The organism is Streptomyces sp. NRRL S-378 (assembly GCF_000720645.1).
Taxonomy (GTDB): domain Bacteria; phylum Actinomycetota; class Actinomycetes; order Streptomycetales; family Streptomycetaceae; genus Streptomyces.
This window is the reverse complement of sequence record NZ_JOBX01000009.1, coordinates 77,559-98,039: the sequence shown is the minus strand read 5'-3', so window position 1 is coordinate 98,039 and position 20,481 is coordinate 77,559. Positions and strand designations below refer to the sequence as shown.

General features: G+C 69.8%; 20 protein-coding genes and 3 tRNA genes. 4 read left to right on the top strand and 19 right to left on the bottom strand.

Annotation, left to right across the window (positions count from 1 at the left end):
• Positions 1-38: 38 nt before the first annotated feature.
• The 9 genes from rpoB to IH80_RS0108655 all read right to left on the bottom strand — a co-directional run bounded on the left by rpoB (position 39) and on the right by IH80_RS0108655 (position 9,372).
• Positions 39-3,521 (bottom strand): DNA-directed RNA polymerase subunit beta, encoded by a 3,483-nt coding sequence (gene rpoB / locus IH80_RS0108695; protein ID WP_030026653.1) that lies wholly within the window; start codon positions 3,519-3,521, stop codon positions 39-41.
• Between the two features lie 570 nt (positions 3,522-4,091).
• The gene (gene rplL, locus IH80_RS0108690; RefSeq protein ID WP_030773785.1) at positions 4,092-4,475 is read right to left on the bottom strand and encodes a 50S ribosomal protein L7/L12; all 384 of its coding nucleotides are present in this window, start codon (positions 4,473-4,475) and stop codon (positions 4,092-4,094) included.
• Between the two features lie 111 nt (positions 4,476-4,586).
• Positions 4,587-5,117, bottom strand: a complete 531-nt coding sequence (gene rplJ / locus IH80_RS0108685) for a 50S ribosomal protein L10 (RefSeq protein ID WP_030026650.1) — start codon at positions 5,115-5,117, stop codon at positions 4,587-4,589.
• Positions 5,118-5,361: 244 nt separating this feature from the next.
• Entirely contained in the window at positions 5,362-6,252 is an 891-nt protein-coding gene (locus IH80_RS0108680; protein ID WP_030959003.1) for a hypothetical protein, read from the bottom strand.
• A 262-nt stretch (positions 6,253-6,514) separates the two neighbouring features.
• Positions 6,515-7,243, bottom strand: coding sequence for a 50S ribosomal protein L1 (gene rplA / locus IH80_RS0108675; protein ID WP_030959001.1), 729 nt, complete (start codon positions 7,241-7,243; stop codon positions 6,515-6,517).
• An 88-nt stretch (positions 7,244-7,331) separates the two neighbouring features.
• A complete protein-coding gene (gene rplK / locus IH80_RS0108670; protein ID WP_030773771.1) occupies positions 7,332-7,766 on the bottom strand; it encodes a 50S ribosomal protein L11 in 435 nt (144 codons plus the stop codon).
• Between the two features lie 184 nt (positions 7,767-7,950).
• Complete coding sequence (gene nusG, locus IH80_RS0108665) at positions 7,951-8,829, bottom strand: transcription termination/antitermination protein NusG (RefSeq protein ID WP_030959000.1); 879 nt, start codon at positions 8,827-8,829, stop codon at positions 7,951-7,953.
• Between the two features lie 82 nt (positions 8,830-8,911).
• The gene (secE, locus tag IH80_RS0108660; RefSeq protein WP_030773766.1) at positions 8,912-9,193 is read right to left on the bottom strand and encodes a preprotein translocase subunit SecE; all 282 of its coding nucleotides are present in this window, start codon (positions 9,191-9,193) and stop codon (positions 8,912-8,914) included.
• Between the two features lie 106 nt (positions 9,194-9,299).
• Positions 9,300-9,372 (bottom strand) — tRNA-Trp (locus tag IH80_RS0108655).
• A 193-nt stretch (positions 9,373-9,565) separates the two neighbouring features.
• Here IH80_RS0108655 and IH80_RS0108645 point away from each other — a divergent pair.
• Together IH80_RS0108645 and IH80_RS0108640 are read left to right on the top strand one after the other, a co-directional pair.
• Positions 9,566-10,792, top strand: coding sequence for a pyridoxal phosphate-dependent aminotransferase (locus tag IH80_RS0108645; RefSeq protein ID WP_030958999.1), 1,227 nt, complete (start codon positions 9,566-9,568; stop codon positions 10,790-10,792).
• Positions 10,793-11,033: 241 nt separating this feature from the next.
• Positions 11,034-12,053, top strand: a complete 1,020-nt coding sequence (locus tag IH80_RS0108640) for an adenosine deaminase (RefSeq protein WP_030958997.1) — start codon at positions 11,034-11,036, stop codon at positions 12,051-12,053.
• On the opposite strand, the gene IH80_RS40670 is transcribed toward IH80_RS0108640, so the two are convergent.
• The 10 genes from IH80_RS40670 to IH80_RS0108590 all read right to left on the bottom strand — a co-directional run bounded on the left by IH80_RS40670 (position 12,043) and on the right by IH80_RS0108590 (position 17,943).
• Positions 12,043-12,414, bottom strand: coding sequence for a hypothetical protein (locus tag IH80_RS40670; RefSeq protein ID WP_234432166.1), 372 nt, complete (start codon positions 12,412-12,414; stop codon positions 12,043-12,045). The two genes, IH80_RS0108640 and IH80_RS40670, sit on opposite strands and share 11 nt — an antisense overlap.
• 61 nt (positions 12,415-12,475) lie before the next feature.
• Complete coding sequence (locus IH80_RS0108630) at positions 12,476-13,615, bottom strand: UDP-N-acetylmuramate dehydrogenase (RefSeq protein WP_267883514.1); 1,140 nt, start codon at positions 13,613-13,615, stop codon at positions 12,476-12,478.
• Complete coding sequence (locus IH80_RS0108625) at positions 13,612-14,010, bottom strand: DUF3291 domain-containing protein (protein WP_030958992.1); 399 nt, start codon at positions 14,008-14,010, stop codon at positions 13,612-13,614. Before IH80_RS0108625 ends, IH80_RS0108630 begins: the two co-directional genes overlap by 4 nt.
• 108 nt (positions 14,011-14,118) lie before the next feature.
• On the bottom strand, positions 14,119-15,645 hold the full coding sequence (locus tag IH80_RS0108620) for a DHA2 family efflux MFS transporter permease subunit (RefSeq protein ID WP_078906388.1): 1,527 nt from the start codon (positions 15,643-15,645) through the stop codon (positions 14,119-14,121).
• Positions 15,646-15,723: 78 nt separating this feature from the next.
• Positions 15,724-16,293: a TetR/AcrR family transcriptional regulator gene (locus IH80_RS0108615; protein WP_030958990.1), complete on the bottom strand. Its 570-nt coding sequence runs from the start codon at positions 16,291-16,293 to the stop codon at positions 15,724-15,726.
• Positions 16,294-16,478: 185 nt separating this feature from the next.
• A complete protein-coding gene (locus IH80_RS0108610; protein ID WP_030958988.1) occupies positions 16,479-16,907 on the bottom strand; it encodes a MaoC family dehydratase in 429 nt (142 codons plus the stop codon).
• Between the two features lies 1 nt (position 16,908).
• Positions 16,909-17,361, bottom strand: a complete 453-nt coding sequence (locus IH80_RS0108605) for a MaoC family dehydratase N-terminal domain-containing protein (RefSeq protein WP_030958986.1) — start codon at positions 17,359-17,361, stop codon at positions 16,909-16,911.
• Positions 17,362-17,496: 135 nt separating this feature from the next.
• Positions 17,497-17,661: a 50S ribosomal protein L33 gene (gene rpmG / locus IH80_RS0108600; protein WP_007265873.1), complete on the bottom strand. Its 165-nt coding sequence runs from the start codon at positions 17,659-17,661 to the stop codon at positions 17,497-17,499.
• 88 nt (positions 17,662-17,749) lie between these two features.
• A tRNA-Met gene (locus IH80_RS0108595) sits at positions 17,750-17,822 on the bottom strand.
• 48 nt (positions 17,823-17,870) lie between these two features.
• A tRNA-Thr gene (locus tag IH80_RS0108590) sits at positions 17,871-17,943 on the bottom strand.
• A 517-nt stretch (positions 17,944-18,460) separates the two neighbouring features.
• Here IH80_RS0108590 and IH80_RS0108585 point away from each other — a divergent pair.
• The gene (locus tag IH80_RS0108585; protein ID WP_030958984.1) at positions 18,461-19,732 is read left to right on the top strand and encodes an amidohydrolase family protein; all 1,272 of its coding nucleotides are present in this window, start codon (positions 18,461-18,463) and stop codon (positions 19,730-19,732) included.
• A 49-nt stretch (positions 19,733-19,781) separates the two neighbouring features.
• On the top strand, positions 19,782-20,438 hold the full coding sequence (locus IH80_RS0108580; RefSeq protein ID WP_030958982.1) for an SDR family oxidoreductase: 657 nt from the start codon (positions 19,782-19,784) through the stop codon (positions 20,436-20,438).
• Positions 20,439-20,481: the final 43 nt, after the last annotated feature.

Here is a 20,481-nt window from a genome sequence, read left to right as displayed (position 1 = left end):
GACGGGGGGCTCAGGGTGTGAGCCCCCCGTCAGGCCCGTCAGACCTCTTCGACGCTGCTCGGCTCGCGCCGGGACAGGTCGATACCGAGCTCCTCCGCCGCGCGGAAGACGTCCTCGTCGGTGTCGCGCATCTCGATGGACATGCCGTCCGAGGACAGCACCTCCACGTTGAGGCAGAGCGACTGCATTTCCTTGATGAGCACCTTGAAGGACTCGGGAATGCCCGGCTCGGGGATGTTCTCGCCCTTGACGATGGCCTCGTAGACCTTCACGCGGCCGGTGACGTCGTCGGACTTGATGGTCAGCAGCTCCTGGAGGGCGTAGGCGGCGCCGTAAGCCTCGAGCGCCCACACCTCCATCTCACCGAATCGCTGGCCACCGAACTGTGCCTTACCACCCAGCGGCTGCTGCGTGATCATCGAGTACGGACCGGTCGAACGGGCGTGGAGCTTGTCGTCGACCAGGTGGTGGAGCTTGAGGATGTACATGTACCCGACCGAGATCGGGTCCGGGAACGGCTCGCCGGAGCGGCCGTCGAACAGGCGCGCCTTGCCGGACGGGAGGACCAGGCGGTCACCGTCGCGGTTCGGGATGGTGTGCTCGAACAGGCCGGCGAGCTCGTCCTCGCGGGCGCCGTCGAACACGGGGGTGGCGACGTTGGTGCCGGGCTCGACGCGGTCGGCGCCGATGGCCTTCAGTCGCTCGGCCCACTCCTCACCCAGACCGGAGACGTCCCAGCCACGGCTGGCGAGCCAGCCGAGGTGGATCTCCAGGACCTGTCCCGGGTTCATTCGGGACGGGACACCCAGCGGGTTCAGGATGATGTCGACCGGGGTGCCGTCCTCGAGGAACGGCATGTCCTCGATCGGGAGGATCTTGGAGATGACACCCTTGTTGCCGTGACGGCCGGCGAGCTTGTCACCGTCGGTGATCTTGCGCTTCTGGGCGACGTAGACGCGGACCAGCTGGTTCACGCCCGGGGGAAGCTCGTCGCCCTCCTCGCGGTCGAAGACGCGGACGCCGATGACCTTGCCGATCTCACCGTGGGGGACCTTCAGCGAGGTGTCACGCACCTCGCGGGCCTTCTCACCGAAGATCGCGCGGAGCAGACGCTCCTCCGGGGTCAGCTCGGTCTCACCCTTGGGCGTGACCTTGCCGACCAGGATGTCGCCGGCGACGACGTCCGCACCGATGCGGATGATGCCGCGCTCGTCGAGGTCCGCGAGGACCTCCTCGGAGACGTTCGGGATGTCCCGGGTGATCTCCTCGGGGCCGAGCTTGGTGTCACGGGCGTCGACCTCGTGCTCCTCGATGTGGATCGAGGAGAGGACGTCGTCCTGCACGAGGCGCTGCGACAGGATGATCGCGTCCTCGTAGTTGTGGCCTTCCCACGGCATGAACGCGACGAGCAGGTTCTTGCCGAGGGCCATCTCGCCCTCTTCGGTCGCCGGTCCGTCGGCGAGGACCTGGGACTCGACGATCCGGTCACCCTCGTTGACGATGACCTTCTGGTTGACCGAGGTGCCCTGGTTCGACCGGGAGAACTTGGCGACGCGGTACGTGGTGTACGTGCCGTCGTCGTTGGCGACGGTGATGTAGTCGGCCGAGACCTCCTGGACCACACCGTCCTTCTCCGCGCGGATCGAGTCACCGGCGTCGACCGCACAGCGGTACTCCATGCCGGTGCCGACGAGCGGGGCCTCCGCCTTGATGAGCGGAACGGCCTGGCGCATCATGTTCGCGCCCATGAGGGCACGGTTGGCGTCGTCGTGCTCGAGGAAGGGGATCATCGCGGTCGCGACGGACACCATCTGGCGCGGGGAGACGTCCATGTAGTCGACGTCGCCGCCGGCGATGTAGTCGATCTCGCCGCCACGACGGCGGACCAGGACGCGGTTCTCGGTGAAGCGCATGTCCTCGGACAGGGCCGCGTTGGCCTGCGCGATGACGAAGCGGTCTTCCTCGTCGGCCGTCAGGTAGTCGACCTCGTCGGTGACGACGCCGTCGATGACCTTGCGGTACGGGGTCTCGACGAAACCGAACGCGTTGACGCGGCCGTAGGACGCGAGCGAGCCGATCAGACCGATGTTCGGGCCTTCGGGGGTCTCGATCGGGCACATGCGGCCGTAGTGCGACGGGTGCACGTCGCGGACCTCGAAGCCGGCCCGCTCACGGGACAGACCGCCGGGGCCCAGCGCCGACAGGCGGCGCTTGTGGGTCAGGCCCGAGAGCGGGTTGTTCTGGTCCATGAACTGCGACAGCTGGCTGGTGCCGAAGAACTCCTTGATGGAGGCGACGACCGGCCGGATGTTGATCAGGGTCTGCGGCGTGATCGCCTCGACGTCCTGGGTGGTCATGCGCTCGCGCACGACGCGCTCCATACGAGCCAGACCCGTGCGGACCTGGTTCTGGATGAGCTCGCCGACGTTGCGCAGACGACGGTTGCCGAAGTGGTCGATGTCGTCGGTCTCGACGACGATCGAACGGCCGGACTCGCCGATCGTCTCGGTCTCGCCGGCGTGCAGCTTGACCAGGTACTTGATCGTCGCGATGACGTCGTCGGTGGTGAGCACACCGGCGTCGAGCGGCTCGTCGGCGCCGAGCTTCTTGTTCACCTTGTAGCGGCCGACCTTGGCGAGGTCGTAGCGCTTCGGGTTGAAGTAGAGGTTCTCGAGCAGCGTCTGAGCGGCCTCACGGGTCGGCGGCTCGCCCGGGCGCAGCTTGCGGTAGATGTCGAGCAGCGCGTCGTCCTGACCCTGGGTGTGGTCCTTCTCCAGGGTGGCGCGCATGGACTCGTACTCGCCGAACTCCTCGAGGATCTGCTCGGTGGTCCAGCCGAGAGCCTTCAGGAGGACGGTGACGGACTGCTTGCGCTTGCGGTCGATGCGGACGCCGACCATGTCGCGCTTGTCGATCTCCATCTCGAGCCAGGCACCCCGGGACGGGATGATCTTGGCGGAGAAGATGTCCTTGTCGGACGTCTTGTCGATGGAGGAGTCGAAGTAGACACCGGGGGAACGGACGAGCTGCGACACCACGACACGCTCGGTGCCGTTGATGACGAAGGTGCCCTTGTTGGTCATGAGCGGGAAGTCGCCCATGAAGACCGTCTGAGACTTGATCTCTCCGGTCTCGTTGTTCGTGAACTCGGCCGTGACGAACAGCGGAGCCGCGTACGTGAAGTCGCGCTCCTTGCACTCGTCGACGGAGTTCTTCGCCGGCTCGAAACGGTGGTCGCGGAAGGTCAGCGACATCGACCCGGAGAAGTCCTCGATCGGCGAGATCTCCTCGAAGATCTCTTCCAGACCGGACTTGGTGGGGACGTCCTGTCCACTCTCAAGCGCCGACTCGACGCGAGACTTCCAGGCGGCATTGCCGAGCAGCCAGTCAAAGCTCTCGGTCTGCAGCGCCAGGAGGTTCGGAACCTCGAGGGGCTCCTTGATCTTTGCAAAGGAGATGCGCAGCGGGGCGGTGCTGGCACCGTTGTTCGTATTGGTCGAGGCGTTGCGCGAGGCGGCCAAGAGGGGGTCCTTCCGAGGGCTCGGACTCACTACGCGCGTACCGGTCCCAGCAGACACAGAAGACGAGGCCCCCCGATTCCGGCCAAAACACCAGGTCAGGGTGGATCAATCAAGTGTGCTCAAGCGTGGGCATGTCCCTGGCGACGGGCAGGGGACAGCTAACAGGCAGCGCAAAGGGTCAGTGTAGCCACTTGGCTCACTGATGTCCAGACCGCGTTTCCGGAAACCGGCAACAGGCCTTCCCCATGTCGTTCAACCCTGCGTCCAACGCTGCCGCTCTCGTGTACAGAGCGCGTATCAGTACTGCCCTCTTCGTAGTCGATCCATGCCTCGGATCTCGGATCGAGGCGGGCCGACCTCTCCCGACGGGTCTGAGAATTGCGCGCCGCGACCCGTTCGTCAAGGCCCCCTGCTCCGAGCGGATCATCTCCGGACCCTGCGTCGGGGCAACGATGATCACCCTACTCCCCAACGAGACCAGGGCAAGTCAGGCACTGCGAATACGCCAAAGGGCGACCACCCTTACGAGTGATCGCCCCTTGGAGAGGCCGTCAGGCGGCCTCAGAGGTGTTACTTGACCTCGACGGAGGCACCGGCACCCTTGAGGGCCTCGGCGGCCTTGTCAGCGGCCTCCTTGTTGACCTTCTCGAGGACGGGCTTCGGCGCACCGTCGACGAGGTCCTTGGCCTCCTTCAGGCCCAGGGAGGTCAGCTCACGCACGACCTTGATGACCTGGATCTTCTTGTCGCCGGCGCCCGCGAGGATGACGTCGAACTCGTCCTTCTCCTCAGCGGCCTCGACCGGGGCGCCGGGGGCACCCGGGGCGGCAACGGCGACGGCCGCGGCGGCGGTGACGTCGAACTTCTCCTCGAAGGCCTTCACGAACTCGGAGAGCTCGATGAGGGTCATCTCCTCGAACTGGGCGAGGAGGTCGTCCTGAGAGAGCTTCGCCATGATGGGCGATCCTTCCACTAATTCGGCAGGTGCCGATGTGTCTATAGAGGCGGGCGTAACGGCCCGCTACGACCCGCGCACTAGGCGGCGCGGATCAATGCGCGAGCCGAATTACTCGGCACCGCCCTGCTCGGCGAGCTTGACGCGAAGCGCTTCCGCGGTGCGGACGAACTTCGACGGCAGCGCCTGGAAGAGCGAGGCAGCCTGGGACTGCTTGCCCTTGAACGCGCCGGCCAGCTTGCTGAGCAGAACCTCGCGGGACTCGAGGTCCGCAAGCTTCTTGATGTCGTCGGCGGAGAGAGCCTTACCGTCAAGGACACCGGCCTTGATGATGAGGTTCGGGTTCTCCTTGGCGAAGTCACGCAGAGCCTTCGCCGACTCCACCGGGTCACCGGTGATGAAGGCGACCGCGGTCGGACCAGCGAAGTGCTCGTCCAGCGCGGTGATCCCGGCCTGGTTGGCCGCAATCTTGGTCAGCGTGTTCTTCACCACGGCGTACTGGGCGTTCTCACCGAGGGAGCGACGCAGCGTCTTGAGCTGCGCGACGGTGAGACCCCGGTACTCGGTCAGCACGGCGGCGTTCGAGCTCTGGAACGCGTCCGTGAGCTCGGCCACCGATGCAGCCTTGTTGGGCGTCGGCATGGTGCGTTCGCCTCCTTCCGGGTGATGAGGACCGCTCAGAAGGGGCTGACATACAAAACGCCCCGGCGCAGGCGCCAGGGCGTAGCTCGACCGGACGAATCCGGGAGCATTCCACAGTCACCTGCGCGGGTCGTCCGCAGTAAGCGGATCCTTCGGCCACCGCACCCTGTCGGGCACAGCAACGACCAGCGGTCTTTGGCTTCCGGGGAAGACTACGTGAAGGGTTCCGGTCGAAGCAAATCGGTCAGCTGCGGAGCCCGGGGAACCCGGCGTCGCGGAGCGTCTTGTCGGCTTCCTCCAGGTCCTTGTCGGCCTGTTCCAGGTCCTTGTCGGCCTGTTCGAGGTCGGCGTCGACGCCCTTCATGACGTCGTCGAAGGCGACGACCTGGTCGGCCGGCGGGGGCTGGACGGGAGCCGGCTTGCCGAAGCCGGAGAACTTCCCCGTGGTCTTCGTCGTGCCCTTGTCGTCCGTGCTGGAGCTGTCGACACGGACCGGGTAGCCGTCGGCGCCGATCCACAGTTCCACCTCGAAGACGGTGATGTGCTTCACGGCCTCGTGGAGGTACTGGCGGTTCTTCTCCTCCATGACCCGGGTGGACTCGTCCGCCCGCAGCAGGTCCGCGCCGGTGAAGCTGCCCTTGTAGCGCTGCGCGTCGACGCCGTCGGTCTTCTCGGCCCCCACGTGCGCGAGCTTCTCCTGGCCGAGCAGCATCGCCAGGAACTCCGCCGGGTCCTGGTTCAGCCGGACCCCCGGCTTGCCGTCCTTGGACAGGTCCATCTGCATCCAGGTCTTGCCCTTGAGGGGCTGGTCCAGCCGGCTGTAGACGGTGTCGCCCATCATGATCGAGCGGGTGTCGGGCTTGCCCTCGCCCCGGTCCTTGAGGACCACGTCCTGGGCGGCCGGGTACCACGCCTTCGTGCCGGTCTCGCGCACGGTCTTGCCGTCGCTCCCGGTGGTGGCCATCTCCGCCGTGGCGGACTTGGCGGCCACCGTCTTGAGGTAGGACGCCTTCACCGCCGCCACGGGGTCGTGCGCCTTCTTCTCGGCCCCGCCCCCACAGCCCGCGAGGCCCCCCACGAGGAGCCCGCTCCCGGCGATCGCGACGGCGCCCCGGATCCGGACAGCCTTGTTCATCTGTTCTCCCCCATGCATGGTTCTGCTGCGCGTCGCGCCGCTGCGGCGGAGCAGCGGCGCGACGGTACTGCGGTACTGCGGTGCTGTGGTCGGGTACGGCCGGCGTTTCCGCCCGTGCCGCTGCCCGTACGACTGTACGACTCGGCACCGGGAGTCATCACACAGGGTTCGCACAGGGAACAGGAAAAACGGGCCCCTCGCCGCCCGGGAAGGGGGCGAGGGGCCCGTTCAGTCACTCGGCGAGCCGTGCGGCCCGGCCGGGTCAGACCGCGGCCGGGTCTTCCTCGACGAGGAGGTTCCGGGTGCGGTTCGGGTCCAGCTGGATGCCGGGGCCCATGGTGGTGCTGAGGGCGGCCTTCTTCAGGTAGCGGCCCTTGGCGGCGGACGGCTTCAGACGAAGGATCTCGTCCAGGGCCGCGCCGTAGTTCTCGACGAGCTGCTCATCGGAGAAGGAGACCTTGCCGATGATGAAGTGCAGGTTCGAGTGCTTGTCGACGCGGAACTCGATCTTGCCACCCTTGATCTCGGTGACAGCCTTCGCGACGTCCATCGTGACGGTGCCGGTCTTCGGGTTCGGCATGAGGCCACGGGGACCGAGCACGCGGCCGAGGCGGCCGACCTTGCCCATGAGGTCCGGGGTGGACACAACGGCGTCGAACTCGTTCAGGCGGTTGCCCTTGGCGATCTCGTTGATCAGCTCGTCGTCGCCGACGATGTCGGCGCCAGCGGCTTCCGCGGCCGCAGCACGGTCACCGGTCGCGAAGACCAGGACCCGGGCGGTCTTGCCGGTGCCGTGCGGGAGGTTCACGGTGCCGCGGACCATCTGGTCGGCCTTGCGCGGGTCGACACCCAGGCGGAAGGCGACCTCGACGGTGCTGTCGAACTTGGTCGAGGAGATCTCCTTGGCGAGACGGACGGCCTCGAGCGGGGCGTACTGCTTCTCCCGGTCGACCTTGGCGTCCGCAGCGCGGAGAGTCTTGCTGCGCTTCACTTCAGCTCCTGTATTTCGGATTCAGGCATGGAGTCGTGGTGCGGGCCAGCGCTTGGCCCTACCACTGGTGGTGCTGGGGGTGGCTGGATCAGCCCTCGACCGTGACGCCCATCGAGCGCGCGGTGCCGGAAATGATCTTCACGGCGGCGTCGATGTCGTTGGCGTTCAGGTCGGGCATCTTCAGCTCGGCGATCTCGCGGACCTGGGCAGCCGTGAGCTTGGCGACCTTGGTCTTGTGGGGCTCGCCGGAGCCCTTCTCGATGCCCGCGTGCTTCAGGATGAGGCGCGCAGCCGGCGGCGTCTTGGTGATGAAGGTGAAGGTGCGGTCCTCGTAGACCGTGATCTCCACCGGCACGACCATGCCACGCTGCGACTCGGTCGCGGCGTTGTAGGCCTTGCAGAACTCCATGATGTTGACGCCGTGCTGACCGAGCGCGGGGCCGACCGGCGGAGCCGGGTTGGCCGCACCGGCCTTGATCTGGAGCTTGATAAGCCCCGTGACCTTCTTCTTCTTGGGAGGCATTGCTCTCTCCGGGTCCTAGTGAGAGTTTTCAGCCGCCGATCCGGTCATCCGGATGGAGGCATACCGCACCACGATAACGGGTACCAGTGCGGGGCTAAAAACCGAGCAGGTCAGACCACCCGTGAGGGGCGGTCTGACCTGTCCGGAAGCTGTGGCTCAGAAGCCGTGATCCAGGCGGTGCGGATCAGTTCTTCTGGATCTGGTCGAAGCTGAGCTCGACCGGGGTCTCGCGACCGAAGATCTCGACGAGGCCCTTGACCTTCTTCGAGTCGGGGTTGATCTCGTTGATGGTCGCCTGGAGCGTGGCGAACGGACCGTCGGTGACGGTGACCGAGTCGCCGACCTCGAAGTCCAGCACCTCGATCGTGCGCTTGACGGCGGGCGCGGGCAGGCCGGCCTCTTCCGCGGCGGCCTTGGCGGCCTTCTCCTGCGCCTCCGGGGCGAGCATCTTGACGATCTCGTCCAGGGTGAGCGGGTACGGGTCGTACGCGTTGCCCACGAAGCCGGTGACGCCGGGAGTGTTGCGGACGACGCCCCAGGACTCGTTCGTCAGATCCATGCGGACGAGAACGTAGCCGGGCAGCTTGTTCTGCCGGACGTTCTTGCGCTCGCCGTTCTTGATCTGGACGATCTCTTCCTCGGGCACCTCGGCCTGGTAGATGAACTCCTCGACGTTCAGCGAGACGGCGCGCTGCTCCAGGTTGGCCTTCACGCGCTTCTCGTAGCCGGCGTAGGTGTGGATCACGTACCACTCGCCGGGGAGGAGGCGCAGCTCCTCGCGCAGGGCCTGGATCGGGTCGACCGGCTCGGCGGGCTCGGCCTCTTCGGCCTCCTCCGTGATCTCGGCGTCGTCGGCGGCCTCTGCGGGCTCGGTGTCGGCCTCGGCCTCGTCCGCCTCGTCGTCGGAGACGTGCAGCGCAGCCTCCTCGGCGGCTTCACCCGCCTCGACGTCGGCGAGCTCGGCCTCGTCGGGGTCCACAGCGTCTGCCGCCTCGACGATGTCGAGCTCGTCCTCGACGGACTCGACGGAGTCGTGGCTCGCGTTCAGGTTCGGGTCAGACACGGTGGCTGCTTCTTCCTGGAAAAAAGGTGGTGGAACATGCGAAAAGGGGCGGCACCCATCAAGGCGCCGCCCTCCGCGGGGATCAGCCGAAGACGAACTTGATGGCTTCCTGGAACCCATAGTCAATCACGGTCACCAGAGCGATCATGATGACCACGAAGACAATCACCACGGTGGTGTACGTCGTGAGCTGATTGCGAGTGGGCCAGACAACCTTGCGGAGTTCCGCGACGATCTGGCGGTAGAACAGCGCGAGACGGCCCAGAGGACCCTTCTTGCCGCGCTTGCCGCCCTTGCGGGCCTTCTTCTCGCGCGTCTCGTCCTCGGCGTCAGGCTTGTCGATGGAGCCCAGGGCGTCCGTCACTTCTCTCACCTGAATCCGGGTCGTGGCCGTACCGCGCCCGGTTGCGCCGCACGGCGTTGCATCTAAGTACGTACCTGCGCACACACGTCCGAGAAGGAGTGTGGAGCAGGGCCGGAGGGACTCGAACCCCCAACCGCTGGTTTTGGAGACCAGTGCTCTACCAATTGAGCTACGACCCTTTGCGTCCCCCAACCTACCGCATCCGGGCGAGTGCACGGAGTGCTCACGCTTTGCAGCGGCTGGCGAGGTCCAACGACAGGTGAGTGTACGTGAACTGGGCCGTGACGTCGAACAGCACCCGGCCTGACATGCTCCGGTCCGTTGACTGAAACGGTGTGCGGCGCTTCGGCGCGGTCTGGGACGATTGCTCGTATGACCTCTGCAACGCCTTCCTCCGAGCGCCGGGTGTCCGCCCGTATCGGCGCCATTTCCGAGTCCGCCACCCTCGCCGTGGACGCCAAGGCCAAGGCCCTCAAGGCCGCCGGACGCCCGGTGATCGGCTTCGGCGCGGGCGAGCCCGACTTCCCGACCCCGGACTACATCGTCGAGGCCGCGGTCGAGGCCTGCCGCAACCCCAAGTACCACCGCTACACGCCGGCCGGCGGTCTGCCCGAGCTCAAGGCCGCCATCGCCGCCAAGACGCTGCGCGACTCCGGCTACGAGGTCGAGGCGTCGCAGGTCCTGGTGACCAACGGCGGCAAGCAGGCGATCTACGAGGCCTTCGCGGCCGTCCTGGACCCGGGTGACGAGGTCATCGTCCCGGCCCCCTACTGGACCACCTACCCGGAGTCGATCCGTCTCGCCGGCGGTGTCCCGGTCGAGGTCGTCGCCGACGAGACCACCGGTTACCGGGTCTCCGTCGAGCAGCTGGAGGCCGCGCGCACCGAGCGCACCAAGGTCGTCCTGTTCGTCTCCCCCTCCAACCCGACCGGCGCGGTCTACAGCGAGGCCGACGCGAAGGCGATCGGCGAGTGGGCCGCCGAGCACGGCCTGTGGGTCCTCACGGACGAGATCTACGAGCACCTGGTCTACGGCGACGCGAAGTTCACCTCGCTGCCGGTCCTGGTCCCGGCCCTGCGCGACAAGTGCATCATCGTGAACGGCGTCGCCAAGACCTACGCGATGACCGGCTGGCGCGTGGGATGGGTCATCGCCCCGCAGGACGTCATCAAGGCGGCGACCAACCTTCAGTCGCACGCCACCTCCAACGTCTCCAACGTGGCCCAGGTCGCCGCGCTGGCCGCCGTCTCGGGCAACCTGGACGCGGTCGCCGAGATGCGCAAGGCCTTCGACCGCCGCCGCCAGACGATGGTCAAGATGCTGAACGAGATCGACGGCGTCCTCTGCCCGACCCCCGAGGGCGCGTTCTACGCGTACCCGTCGGTCAAGGAGCTCCTCGGAAAGGAGATCCGCGGCAAGCGCCCGCAGACCTCCGTCGAGCTGGCCGCCCTGATCCTGGACGAGGCCGAGGTCGCGGTCGTCCCCGGCGAGGCCTTCGGCACCCCCGGCTACCTGCGCCTCTCGTACGCCCTGGGTGACGAGGACCTGGTCGAGGGCGTGTCCCGCATCCAGAAGCTCCTGGCCGAGGCCAAGGCCTAGGCCTAAGCCCTGCGCGGCCCGCAGCGCGACCTGGGCGGCGGCACCCCGAGGGGTGCCGCCGCCCAGGCGTTCGCGGCCCCCGCCGAGTCTCATCCGGCTCCGTCGGGGAGGGGGGCACCGGTCCGGGCAGCGCCCGGGAGGCCCCCGCGCAGCGGCCTCCGCCACCGCTCACCCGTTCGCGCAAGCCCCCGATCGGTAAAACCCCCTCCCGCCGGGCGCAGCGGTACGGCAGGATCACCAGATGGAGCACGTACGCGATCTCACGCTTCTGCCGAAGGCCCACCTCCACCTCCACTTCACCGGGTCGATGCGACCATCGACCCTCCTGGAGCTCGCCGACAAGTACGGCGTGCGCCTCCCCGACGCGCTGACCGCCGGGGAGCCACCCAAGCTGCGCGCCACCGATGAACGCGGCTGGTTCCGCTTCCAGCGGCTCTACGACGCCGCCCGCTCCTGCCTGCGCGAGCCCGAGGACATTCAGCGCCTGGTCCGCGAGGCAGCGGAGGAGGACGTGCGGGACGGCAGCGGCTGGCTGGAGATCCAGGTGGATCCCACCTCCTACGCCCCGCTGCTGGGCGGGATGATCCCGGCCGTCGAGATCATCCTCGACGCCGTCGACGCGGCCTCCCGCGAGACCGGCCTCGGCATGCGGGTCCTGATCGCCGCCAACCGCATGAAGCACCCCCTCGACGCCCGCACCCTGGCCCGGCTCGCCGTGCGCTACGCCGACCGGGGCGTGGTCGGTTTCGGCCTGTCCAACGACGAGCGCCGGGGCATGGCCCGCGAGTTCGACCGGGCGTTCGCCATCGCCCGTGACGGCGGCCTCCTGGCGGCCCCGCACGGTGGCGAGCTCACCGGTCCGTCCTCGGTGCGCGACTGCCTCGACGACCTGCACGCGGCCCGCATCGGGCACGGCGTACGGGCCGCGGAGGACCCCCGGCTGCTGAAGCGGCTGGCCGACCGGCAGATCACCTGCGAGGTCTGCCCGGCGTCCAACGTCGCTCTGGGCGTGTACGAGCGGCCCGAGGACGTGCCGCTGCGCACGCTGTTCGAGGCCGGGGTGCCGATGGCGCTGGGCGCGGACGACCCGCTGCTGTTCGGGTCCCGGCTGGCGGCGCAGTACGAGATCGCCCGCCGCCACCACGGTTTCACGGACGCCGAGCTCGCCGAGCTGGCCCGCCAGTCGGTGCGGGGCAGCGCCGCGCCGGACGACGTACAGGCCAAGCTGCTGACCGGGATCGACCACTGGCTCACCGGGTGAGCCGCAGGTCCCCCTCGTGGCAGTCGGCGCGCACCCGGCGGCCGTCGGGGAAGCCGATCTCCAGGTGGGTGCGGCCCTGCTCGGGCAGGGCGAACTCGGCGACGGAGGACACGGTCTCGCCGAGGTGCCGCAGGAAGGGGTGGTCGCCGAGGTCCTCGCCGACCTCGATGCGGCCCCACTCCCCCATGTCGTAGGGCGCGTGGGGCGGGGCGGACTCGACGATGAGGCACCAGTCGGACCCGGTGGTGATCCGGATGGAGTCGCCGACGCTGTCGATCAGCCAGACGTCGAGGGGGGACTCGGAGCGTTCGCCGTCACTGACGTGCCAGGACGCGACGACCCTGCTGAGCGTGCGACCCACGAGCCGAGTGGGGTCCGTACCGGCCCCGTGACGGGGACAGAGCATGGGCGGCCGGGGCTCCTCAGATGCTGACGCCGACCGTCACCGGCTCGTTGACGAGGGTGACGCCGAAGGCAGCGTGAACGCCCGCGACGACCTCGCGGGCCAGGGTGAGGAGGTCCTCGGTGGTGGCCTCGCCGCGGTTGGTGAGGGCGAGGGTGTGCTTGGTGGAGATGCGCGCGGGTCCGGTGCCGTAGCCCTTGGTGAAGCCGGCCTTGTCGATCAGCCAGGCCGCGCTGGTCTTCGTACGGCCCTCGCCGGCGGGGTACGCGGGCGGCGCGGTGCCGGGGCCGAGGCGGTCCTGGACGCGGGCGAGGAAGGCGGCGTAGGCCTCGTCGGTCAGGATCGGGTTGTGGAAGAAGGAGCCGGCCGACCAGGTGTCGTGGTCGGCGGGGTCGAGGACCATGCCTTTTCCGGCGCGCAGCCGCAGCACGGTCTCGCGGGCGGTGGCGGCGGGGACGCGGTCGCCGGCCCCGACGCCGAGGGCGCGGGCGGTCTCGGGGTACTTGATCGGCGCCGAGAGTCCGCCGGCGTCCTCCAGGGCGAAGCGCACGCGCAGCACGACGTAGCGGTCGGGCTGGTCCTTGAAGGTGCTGTTGCGGTACCGGAAGGCGCACTCGGCGGCGGTCAGGGTGACCGTTTCGCCGGTGGTGCGGTCGTAGGCGACGACCTCGGTGATGGTGTCGCAGACCTCCTGGCCGTACGCGCCGACGTTCTGGATCGGGGTGGCGCCGGCGGAGCCGGGGATGCCGGCGAGGCATTCGATGCCGGCGAGGCCGGCCTCGACGGTGCGGGCGACGGCGTCGCTCCAGTTCTCGCCGGCGGCGAGTTCCAGCCGGGTGCCGTCCAGGTCGAAGCCGGTCGTGGCGATGCGCAGGGCGGTGCCGTCGAAGCCCCGGTCGCCGATGACCAGGTTGCTGCCGCCCCCGATGATCAGGAGCGGGGTGCCGCCCTCGTCCGCGGCGCGGACGGCGGCGATCACCTCGGCATCGGTGGTCGCGGTGACCAGGCGGGCGGCGGGACCACCGAGGCGGAAGGTGGTCAGGGGGGCGAGGGGGGCGTCGTGGAGTTCCTGCACGTGGACAAGAGTACGGTCCGTGCCCCTCGCATCCCTGCGGGGCCACGGACCGTACTCGTTCGTCCCCCGAACCGGCCGGGTCAGCGGTCCGCCTGCTGGTCGGCGAGGCGGCGCTCGGCCTCGTCCCAGCCGAGGGGCAGCTCGGTGGCCGGCACGGTCCACTGGGTGAAGACGGATTCCTTCATGTACGCGGCGGCGGCACGGGCACTGGAGCGGTGGGGCTCGCTGCGGGCGAAGCGGTACAGCGCGTCCCGGTCCTCCCATGCGGAGAGGGTGAGGAAGGTGCGGCTCAGGACGCGGGCGCGGAGGGCGACGCCGTGGGCGCCGGGGGCCTTGCGCATCTGGCGGATGATGCCGGGCGACTTGAGGAGGAACCTGACGGCGCCGGTGAGGGTTGCGGTCTCGAAGCGGGAGGCCATGACGTGGACCTCGGCGCCGGGGGCGGCCGGTGTGGGCGTGGACCAGGGGATGTCGGGCATGACGTGCTCTCCTTCCGTGGCGCGGCTACGGGAGCCGCAGGGGCCTGACCTGGGGTGCGGGTGCTGCGTCCGCGTTCGTGCCGGTCGCCGGACGGGTCGCCCGAGGGGTCACCCGACGACCGCGATCTTGTCCGCGGACCCCGACCCCGATCCCGAACCGGACGCGGGCGCGGGCACGGACGCGGGCGTGACGGCGGCGGGCGTGACGGCGGCGGGCGGGGGTGCGGTGGGCGTGGGGGCAGGTGCGCTCCTGGGCTTGCCGGGTACGAGCAGGGCCAGCGCGGCGGCGAGGGCGACGGCCGCGGCGCCGATCCACAGGGCGGGGACGGTGCCGTCGGTGAAGGCCTGCGGGGATTCGTAGCCGCCCTGGGCGGAGAAGACCGAGGCCAGAACGGCGACGCCGAGCGCCCCGCCGACCTCGCGCAGGGCGTTGTTCGTGCCGGAGGCCCTGCCCTGGTCGGCGGGGGTCACGGTGGACATGAGGACGTTGGCCGCGGGGGCGAAGTACAGGGCCATGCCGATCCCGCTGAGGATCAGCGGCGGCAGCTGGGCCGCGTACGAGACGTCCGTGCTGAGGACGGCGGCGAACCAGCCGAGGCCGAGGGCCTGGAACGCCAGGCCGGCGGCGACGACGGGGCGGCCGCCGATGCGGTCGGACAGGATCCCGGCCAGCGGGGCGACGATCATCGGCATGCCGGTCCAGGGGAGCATGCGCAGGCCGGCTTCGGTGGGCGAGTAGCCGGCGACGCCCTGCAGGAACTGGCTGAGCAGGAAGATCGAACCGAACATGCCGAGGAACATCAGCAGGCTGGCCAGGTTGATCCCCAGGAAGCCGCGGTCCCGGAAGAGCCGCATGGGGAGCATGGGGTCGGCGTTCGTGAAGCCGTGGTGGACGAATCCCGCGACGAGGGCGGTGCCGAGGATCAGGCCGGAGAGGACGGGGGTGCTGGTCCAGCCCTCGGAGGTGGCGTTGACCAGGCCGTAGACGATGCCGAAGAGGCCGCCGCTGATGAGCAGGGTGCCGGGGACGTCGAGGCGGGCTCCGGGGGCGGTGGACTCGGCGAGGCGCAGGCGGGCGAGCGGGATCAGGGCCAGGCCTATCGGCACGTTGAGCCAGAAGATCCATTGCCAGGAGATGTGTTCGGTGAGGCTGCCGCCGATGAGGGGGCCGCTGGCGACGGCGAGGCCGGTGACGGCGCCGTAGATACCGAGCGCCATGCCGCGCCGGGCGGCGGGGACGGCGGCGGTGAGGAGGGTGAGGGTGAGCGGCATCATGACGGCGGCTCCCACGCCCTGCACGGCGCGGGCGGCGATGAGCGCGTCGATCCCGGGCGAGAGGGCGGCCGCGGCGGAGGCGCCGGTGAAGACGGCGAGGCCGGCGATGAACAGCCGGCGGCGGCCGAAGCGGTCACCCAGGGCGGCGCCGAACATGAGGAGGACGGCGAAGGTGAGCGTGTAGGCGTTCACCGTCCATTCCAGGTCCTCCAGCCCGCCGCCGAGGTCCGCGCGGATGGCGGGGAGGGCGGTGGTCACGACCAGGTTGTCGAGTGCGGCCATGAAGCCGGCCACGCCGGTGAGGACGAGGGCCCAGACGGCGGGCCCGCGGAGCTTGGTGTCGACGTCCTGCGCGTGCACGATTCCCCCTACGAGTTGTTAGTTATTGCTGACTAACTTTGCTGCGCATGCGGATGCGCGCACGGTCGCGCGCATCCGTCACTTCTCCAGGCGGCCGGTGGTGCGGGCGGACGGGTAGAACCCCTCCCACACCCGGTGGCCGGGCGGGAACCCCATCGCGGCCAGCGTGTTGATCAGCATTCCGTAGGCCATGAAGGTCGTCGTCTCCCGCGGGTCCGCACCCAGCGGCAGGTGGACGGTGTCCCAGAGCTCCATCCAACCCTGGCGGACCAGCTCTCCGAGCTCGTGATCACCGGCCGCCTCGGCAGCGGCGACGGTCACGTACATCTGGAGCTGCATCTGGAGCTTGTCGGGGTCCTCCGTGATCAGCCGGGTGTAGGCGTTGGCCATGGCATGCTCGGCCTCTTCGCCGCTCAGCCCCTCGACGGCGGCGGCGAAGACCTCGCGCGTGTCCCGCAGACAGCGCTCCGACGCGGCCAGGAAGATCGCCTGCTTGTTGGGGAAGAGCCGGAAGAGGTACGGCTGCGAGACGCCCACCCGCTTGGCGATCACCTCGGTGGAGGTCCCGTAGTACCCGCCCCGGGCGAACTCGTGCATCGCCGCCCGGATGACGCTCTCGCGCCGCTCCTCTGCGCTCATCCTTGCCATGCCTCGAAGTTAGTGCTCAATCACTAACTTCGTCAAGGGGTGCTGTGGGCGGCTCCCGGGCGCGGAGGGAGCGGCTCCCGGGCACGGATGGGGGGCGGTTCCGGGCACTGGGCTTCCGGGCACTGGGGGGGACGGCGAGGGGGCGGGGCGGCCCGCCCCCTCGTCCACGCAGGTGCCGGCCGCGCTCAGGCCAGCGCGACCACCGCGCGGGACATGCCGAGGACCTTCTGGCCCGCGCTCATGGCCGTCAGGTCGACCCGTACGCGGTTGTCGTCCAGCTTCGCCGCGACCTTGGCGGTGACCTCGATCAGCCCGCCCCGGTCGTCGTTGGGGACGACGACGGGCTTGGTGAAGCGCACGCCGTACTCGACCACCGCACCCGGGTCGCCCACCCAGTCGGTGACCACGCGGACCGCCTCGGCCATGGTGAACATGCCGTGCGCGATCACGTCCGGCAGCCCGACCTCCTTGGCGAACTTCTCGTTCCAGTGGATCGGGTTGAAGTCGCCCGAGGCGCCGGCGTACTGGACGAGCGTGGCGCGCGTCACCGGGAACGAGGCCGCGGGCAGCTCCGTGCCGACCTCGACGTCGGCGTACTTGATCTGCGCTGCCATGTCAGGCCTCCTCGGGGGCGCGGGAGACGAGCTTCGTCCAGGCCGTCACCACGTGCTCGCCGGTCTCGTCGTGGACCTCGCCGCGGATGTCGATGATGTCGTTGCCCGCGAGCGACTTCACGGCCTCGATGGTGGAGGTCACCGACAGGCGGTCACCGGCACGCACCGGGCGGGAGTACGCGAACTTCTGGTCGCCGTGCACGACGCGGCTGTAGTCCAGGCCCAGCTGCGGGTCCGCGACGACCTGGCCGGCCGCCTTGAAAGTGATCGCGAACACGAAAGTCGGCGGGGCGATCACATCGGAGTGGCCGTAGGCCTTGGCCGCTTCGGGGTCGGTGTAGACGGGATTGGCGTCACCCACCGCGACCGCGAATTCGCGGATCTTCTCCCGGCCGACCTCGTACGGATCGGTGGGCGGGTAGCTCCGCCCCACGAAGGACTGGTCGAGAGCCATGACTCACTACCTCCTGTTGAAGGGACACGAAACACACAGGGACAAAGACAGGAACGGGCACGGAAACGACACGAGGCCGCCCCCAATGAAGGGGACGACCTCATGACGGTGCCTGTATTCGAGACTTCGCTGGGGTCAGCGGGTCTCGCGGTGCGCGGTGTGCGAGTTGCAGCGCGGGCAGTGCTTCTTCATCTCCATGCGGTCCGGGTTGTTACGCCGGTTCTTCTTGGTGATGTAGTTCCGCTCCTTGCACTCCACGCAGGCCAGCGTGATCTTCGGGCGGACGTCGGTGGCAGCCACGTGAGTGCTCCTTGACGGACTATGGGACGGATGAACGCATAAAAGAGTAGCCGATCGGGAGACCGACCCCGCAATCGGCTACTGTGGGTAGCGGCGACCGGACTTGAACCGGTGACACAGCGATTATGAGCCGCTTGCTCTACCGACTGAGCTACGCCGCTTTGATGTGATCGGATCCCCACCCGAGGGTGGGGAACCTCTCTCACCAGAGCCCCAATGCGGAATCGAACCGCAGACCTTCTCCTTACCATGGAGACGCTCTACCGACTGAGCTATTGGGGCGAGCGATGAAGACATTACACGGTTGCCCGCCGATCGCCCAAATCCTTTGCGGGAACAGGGCTCGGAGGGGGTTCGGCGGCCTCTCTCGATCAACCCGCAGGCCACTTCCGCCCCACTTCTCCTGCGGTTTGTGCGCGGGCTCACACCTGACGGGGCGGCACGAGCCCCGCTTGCGGGGGCGTGGAGGACGTGAGGGGCGCGGGGCAGGCGGGGTGCGGGGGCAGGGTGGCTCGGGGCACGCGGGGGCGCGGTGGCGTGGTGGCGCGGCGCAGGCGGACACGCAGGGGCACGGCGCAGGGGGGCAGGGTGGCGGGTGGCAGGCAGATACGCAGGGGCACGGGGCACGGGGCACGCGGGGGCACGGTGGCACCACACCGGTACGACTATTGCCCTCTTCCGCGAAGCGGAGTGCGCCGCGCCCTAGGCTCTGAGCACGCTGCGTGATCTTGGGCACGGGGCTCGGGCCGCAGGCCGCGGCCACGGCCCCGGGGACCGCCCGAGCCACCGCAGGAGCGCGATGTCCGACAGCCAGCCGCAGCAGCCGCCCCACTCCCCCCGCAGCGGCGGCCACGGCAGCGCGGCCGCCGCCGACGCCACCGCCCTGCTCCTCGCCGGTGCCCGCCTCACGGACGGCCGCACCGTCGACGTACGCCTCGGCGCCGGCCGGATCCAGGCCGTCGGCACCACGGGCAGCCTCTCCTCCCCCGTGCTGTCCCGGGTGGACCTCAGCGGGTACCTGCTGCTCCCCGCCCCCGCCGAGCCGCACGCCCACGGGGACACCGCGCTGACCGCCGACGGCGACGGGCCCGTCTCGTACGCGCCCGACGAGGTGCAGCGCCGGGCCACCGAGGCGGCCCTGCTGCAGCTCGGCCACGGCGCCACCGCCCTGCGCTCCCACGTGCGCATCGGCGACGTGCACGGTCTCGGCCCCATGGAGGCCGTGCTCCAGGCCCGGCGCTCCCTTCGGGGGCTCGCCGACCTGACCACGGTGGCCGTCCCCCGCCTGCTGACCGGGGTAGCGGGGGCCGACGGGCTCGCCATGCTGCGGGACGCGGTCAAGATGGGCGCCTCGGTGATCGGCGGCTGCCCGGACCTGGACCCGGACCCGACCGGCTTCCTCGAAGCCGTCCTGGGGCTCGCCGACGAGCACGGCTGCCCCGTGGACCTGCACACCGACGCTGACGACCCGGCCCGCCTCGCCCGGCTCGCGGCGATGGCGGGCGGGCTGCGCCCCGGGGTGACCATCGGCCCGTGCGGCGGCCTGTCCCGGCTCCCGCTGGACGCGGCCGCCCGCGCCGCCGACCAGCTGGCCGCGGCCGGCGTACGGGTGACCTGCCTGCCCCAGGGCGACTGCGCGGCCCTGGAACGCCGCGGCCTGCGCACCGCCCCCGTACGCCTCCTGCGGGCCGCCGGCGTACGGGTCGCGGCCGGCAGCGGGGCCCTGCGGGACGCCGGGAACCCGGTCGGCCGCGGCGACCCGCTGGAGGCCGCGTACCTGCTGGCCTCCCAGGGCGGGCTGCGCGCCGCCGAGGCCTACGAGTCCGTCAGCGCCTGCGCCCGCGAGGCCATGGGCCTGCCGGAGGTACGGGTGGAGGCCGGGTTCCCCGCGGAGCTGCTCGCCGTGCGCGGCGACCGGATCGCGGGCGTGCTGTCCCTCGCGTACAGCCGGATCGTGATCCACCGCGGACGGGTGGTGGCCCGGACGAGCGCCGTACGGGAGTACTGCGACTCCGCCGTCGCGGTGGCCCTGGACCTGCCCCGGCAGGGCCGCACGGAGCCGAGCCCCTGAGTGGGTGTCTTCCCGGGCGCGGGCGCCCGGCTCGTCGTACCGTCGGGGCATGCGCATCGTCATCGCGGGTGGACACGGTCGGATCGCGCTGCGGCTGGAGCGCCTGCTCGCCGCGCGCGGGTACGAGGTCGCGGGCATCATCCGCGACCTCGAACAGGGCGACGACCTCAGGGAGGCGGGCGCCGAACCAGTGCTGTGCGACCTGGAGTCGGCCACGGTGGAGCACGTGGCGGGGATCCTGCAGGGCGCGGACGTGGCGGTGTTCGCGGCGGGCGCCGGCCCCGGCAGCGGCGCCGCGCGCAAGGACACGGTGGACCGGGGCGCGGCGGTGCTGTTCGCCGACGCGGCCGAACGGGCGCGTGTGCGCCGCTTCCTGATGGTCTCTTCGATGGGTGCGGACGCCCACCACGAGGGCGACGAGGTCTTCGACGTCTACCTGCGGGCGAAGGGCGAGGCCGACGACCACGTGCGGACCCGGCTGGGTCTGGAGTGGACCGTCCTGCGCCCCGGCTCGCTGCTCGACGACGCAGGGAAGGGACTGGTCCGCCTGGAGGCGCGGACGGGCCGGGGGGCCGTGCCGCGCGACGACGTGGCGGCGGTGCTGGCCGAGCTGGTGGAGACGCCCGCGACGGCGGGCCTGACCCTGGAGCTGATCTCCGGCTCGACACCGGTCGAGGTGGCCGTGAAGGACGTGGCGGGCAACTGACGGCCCGCGGGGAGGCCGGCTCCGGGCCGGGCCGGCTCCCCGC

What these genes read in the sequence shown, in the direction of transcription:
- rplJ (WP_030026650.1), bottom strand. Translation starts at nt 5,117, where the DNA reads ATGCCGACGCCCAACAAGGCTGCATCGGTGGCCGAGCTCACGGACGCG.
- IH80_RS0108680 (WP_030959003.1), bottom strand. Translation starts at nt 6,252, where the DNA reads ATGAACAAGGCTGTCCGGATCCGGGGCGCCGTCGCGATCGCCGGGAGC.
- IH80_RS0108640 (WP_030958997.1), top strand. Translation starts at nt 11,034, where the DNA reads ATGGAGCACGTACGCGATCTCACGCTTCTGCCGAAGGCCCACCTCCAC.
- IH80_RS0108615 (WP_030958990.1), bottom strand. Translation starts at nt 16,293, where the DNA reads ATGGCAAGGATGAGCGCAGAGGAGCGGCGCGAGAGCGTCATCCGGGCG.
- rplK (WP_030773771.1), bottom strand. Translation starts at nt 7,766, where the DNA reads ATGCCTCCCAAGAAGAAGAAGGTCACGGGGCTTATCAAGCTCCAGATC.
- IH80_RS0108605 (WP_030958986.1), bottom strand. Translation starts at nt 17,361, where the DNA reads ATGGCTCTCGACCAGTCCTTCGTGGGGCGGAGCTACCCGCCCACCGAT.
- IH80_RS0108645 (WP_030958999.1), top strand. Translation starts at nt 9,566, where the DNA reads ATGACCTCTGCAACGCCTTCCTCCGAGCGCCGGGTGTCCGCCCGTATC.
- rplL (WP_030773785.1), bottom strand. Translation starts at nt 4,475, where the DNA reads ATGGCGAAGCTCTCTCAGGACGACCTCCTCGCCCAGTTCGAGGAGATG.
- IH80_RS0108580 (WP_030958982.1), top strand. Translation starts at nt 19,782, where the DNA reads ATGCGCATCGTCATCGCGGGTGGACACGGTCGGATCGCGCTGCGGCTG.
- IH80_RS0108610 (WP_030958988.1), bottom strand. Translation starts at nt 16,907, where the DNA reads ATGGCAGCGCAGATCAAGTACGCCGACGTCGAGGTCGGCACGGAGCTG.
- IH80_RS0108625 (WP_030958992.1), bottom strand. Translation starts at nt 14,010, where the DNA reads ATGCCCGACATCCCCTGGTCCACGCCCACACCGGCCGCCCCCGGCGCC.
- IH80_RS0108585 (WP_030958984.1), top strand. Translation starts at nt 18,461, where the DNA reads ATGTCCGACAGCCAGCCGCAGCAGCCGCCCCACTCCCCCCGCAGCGGC.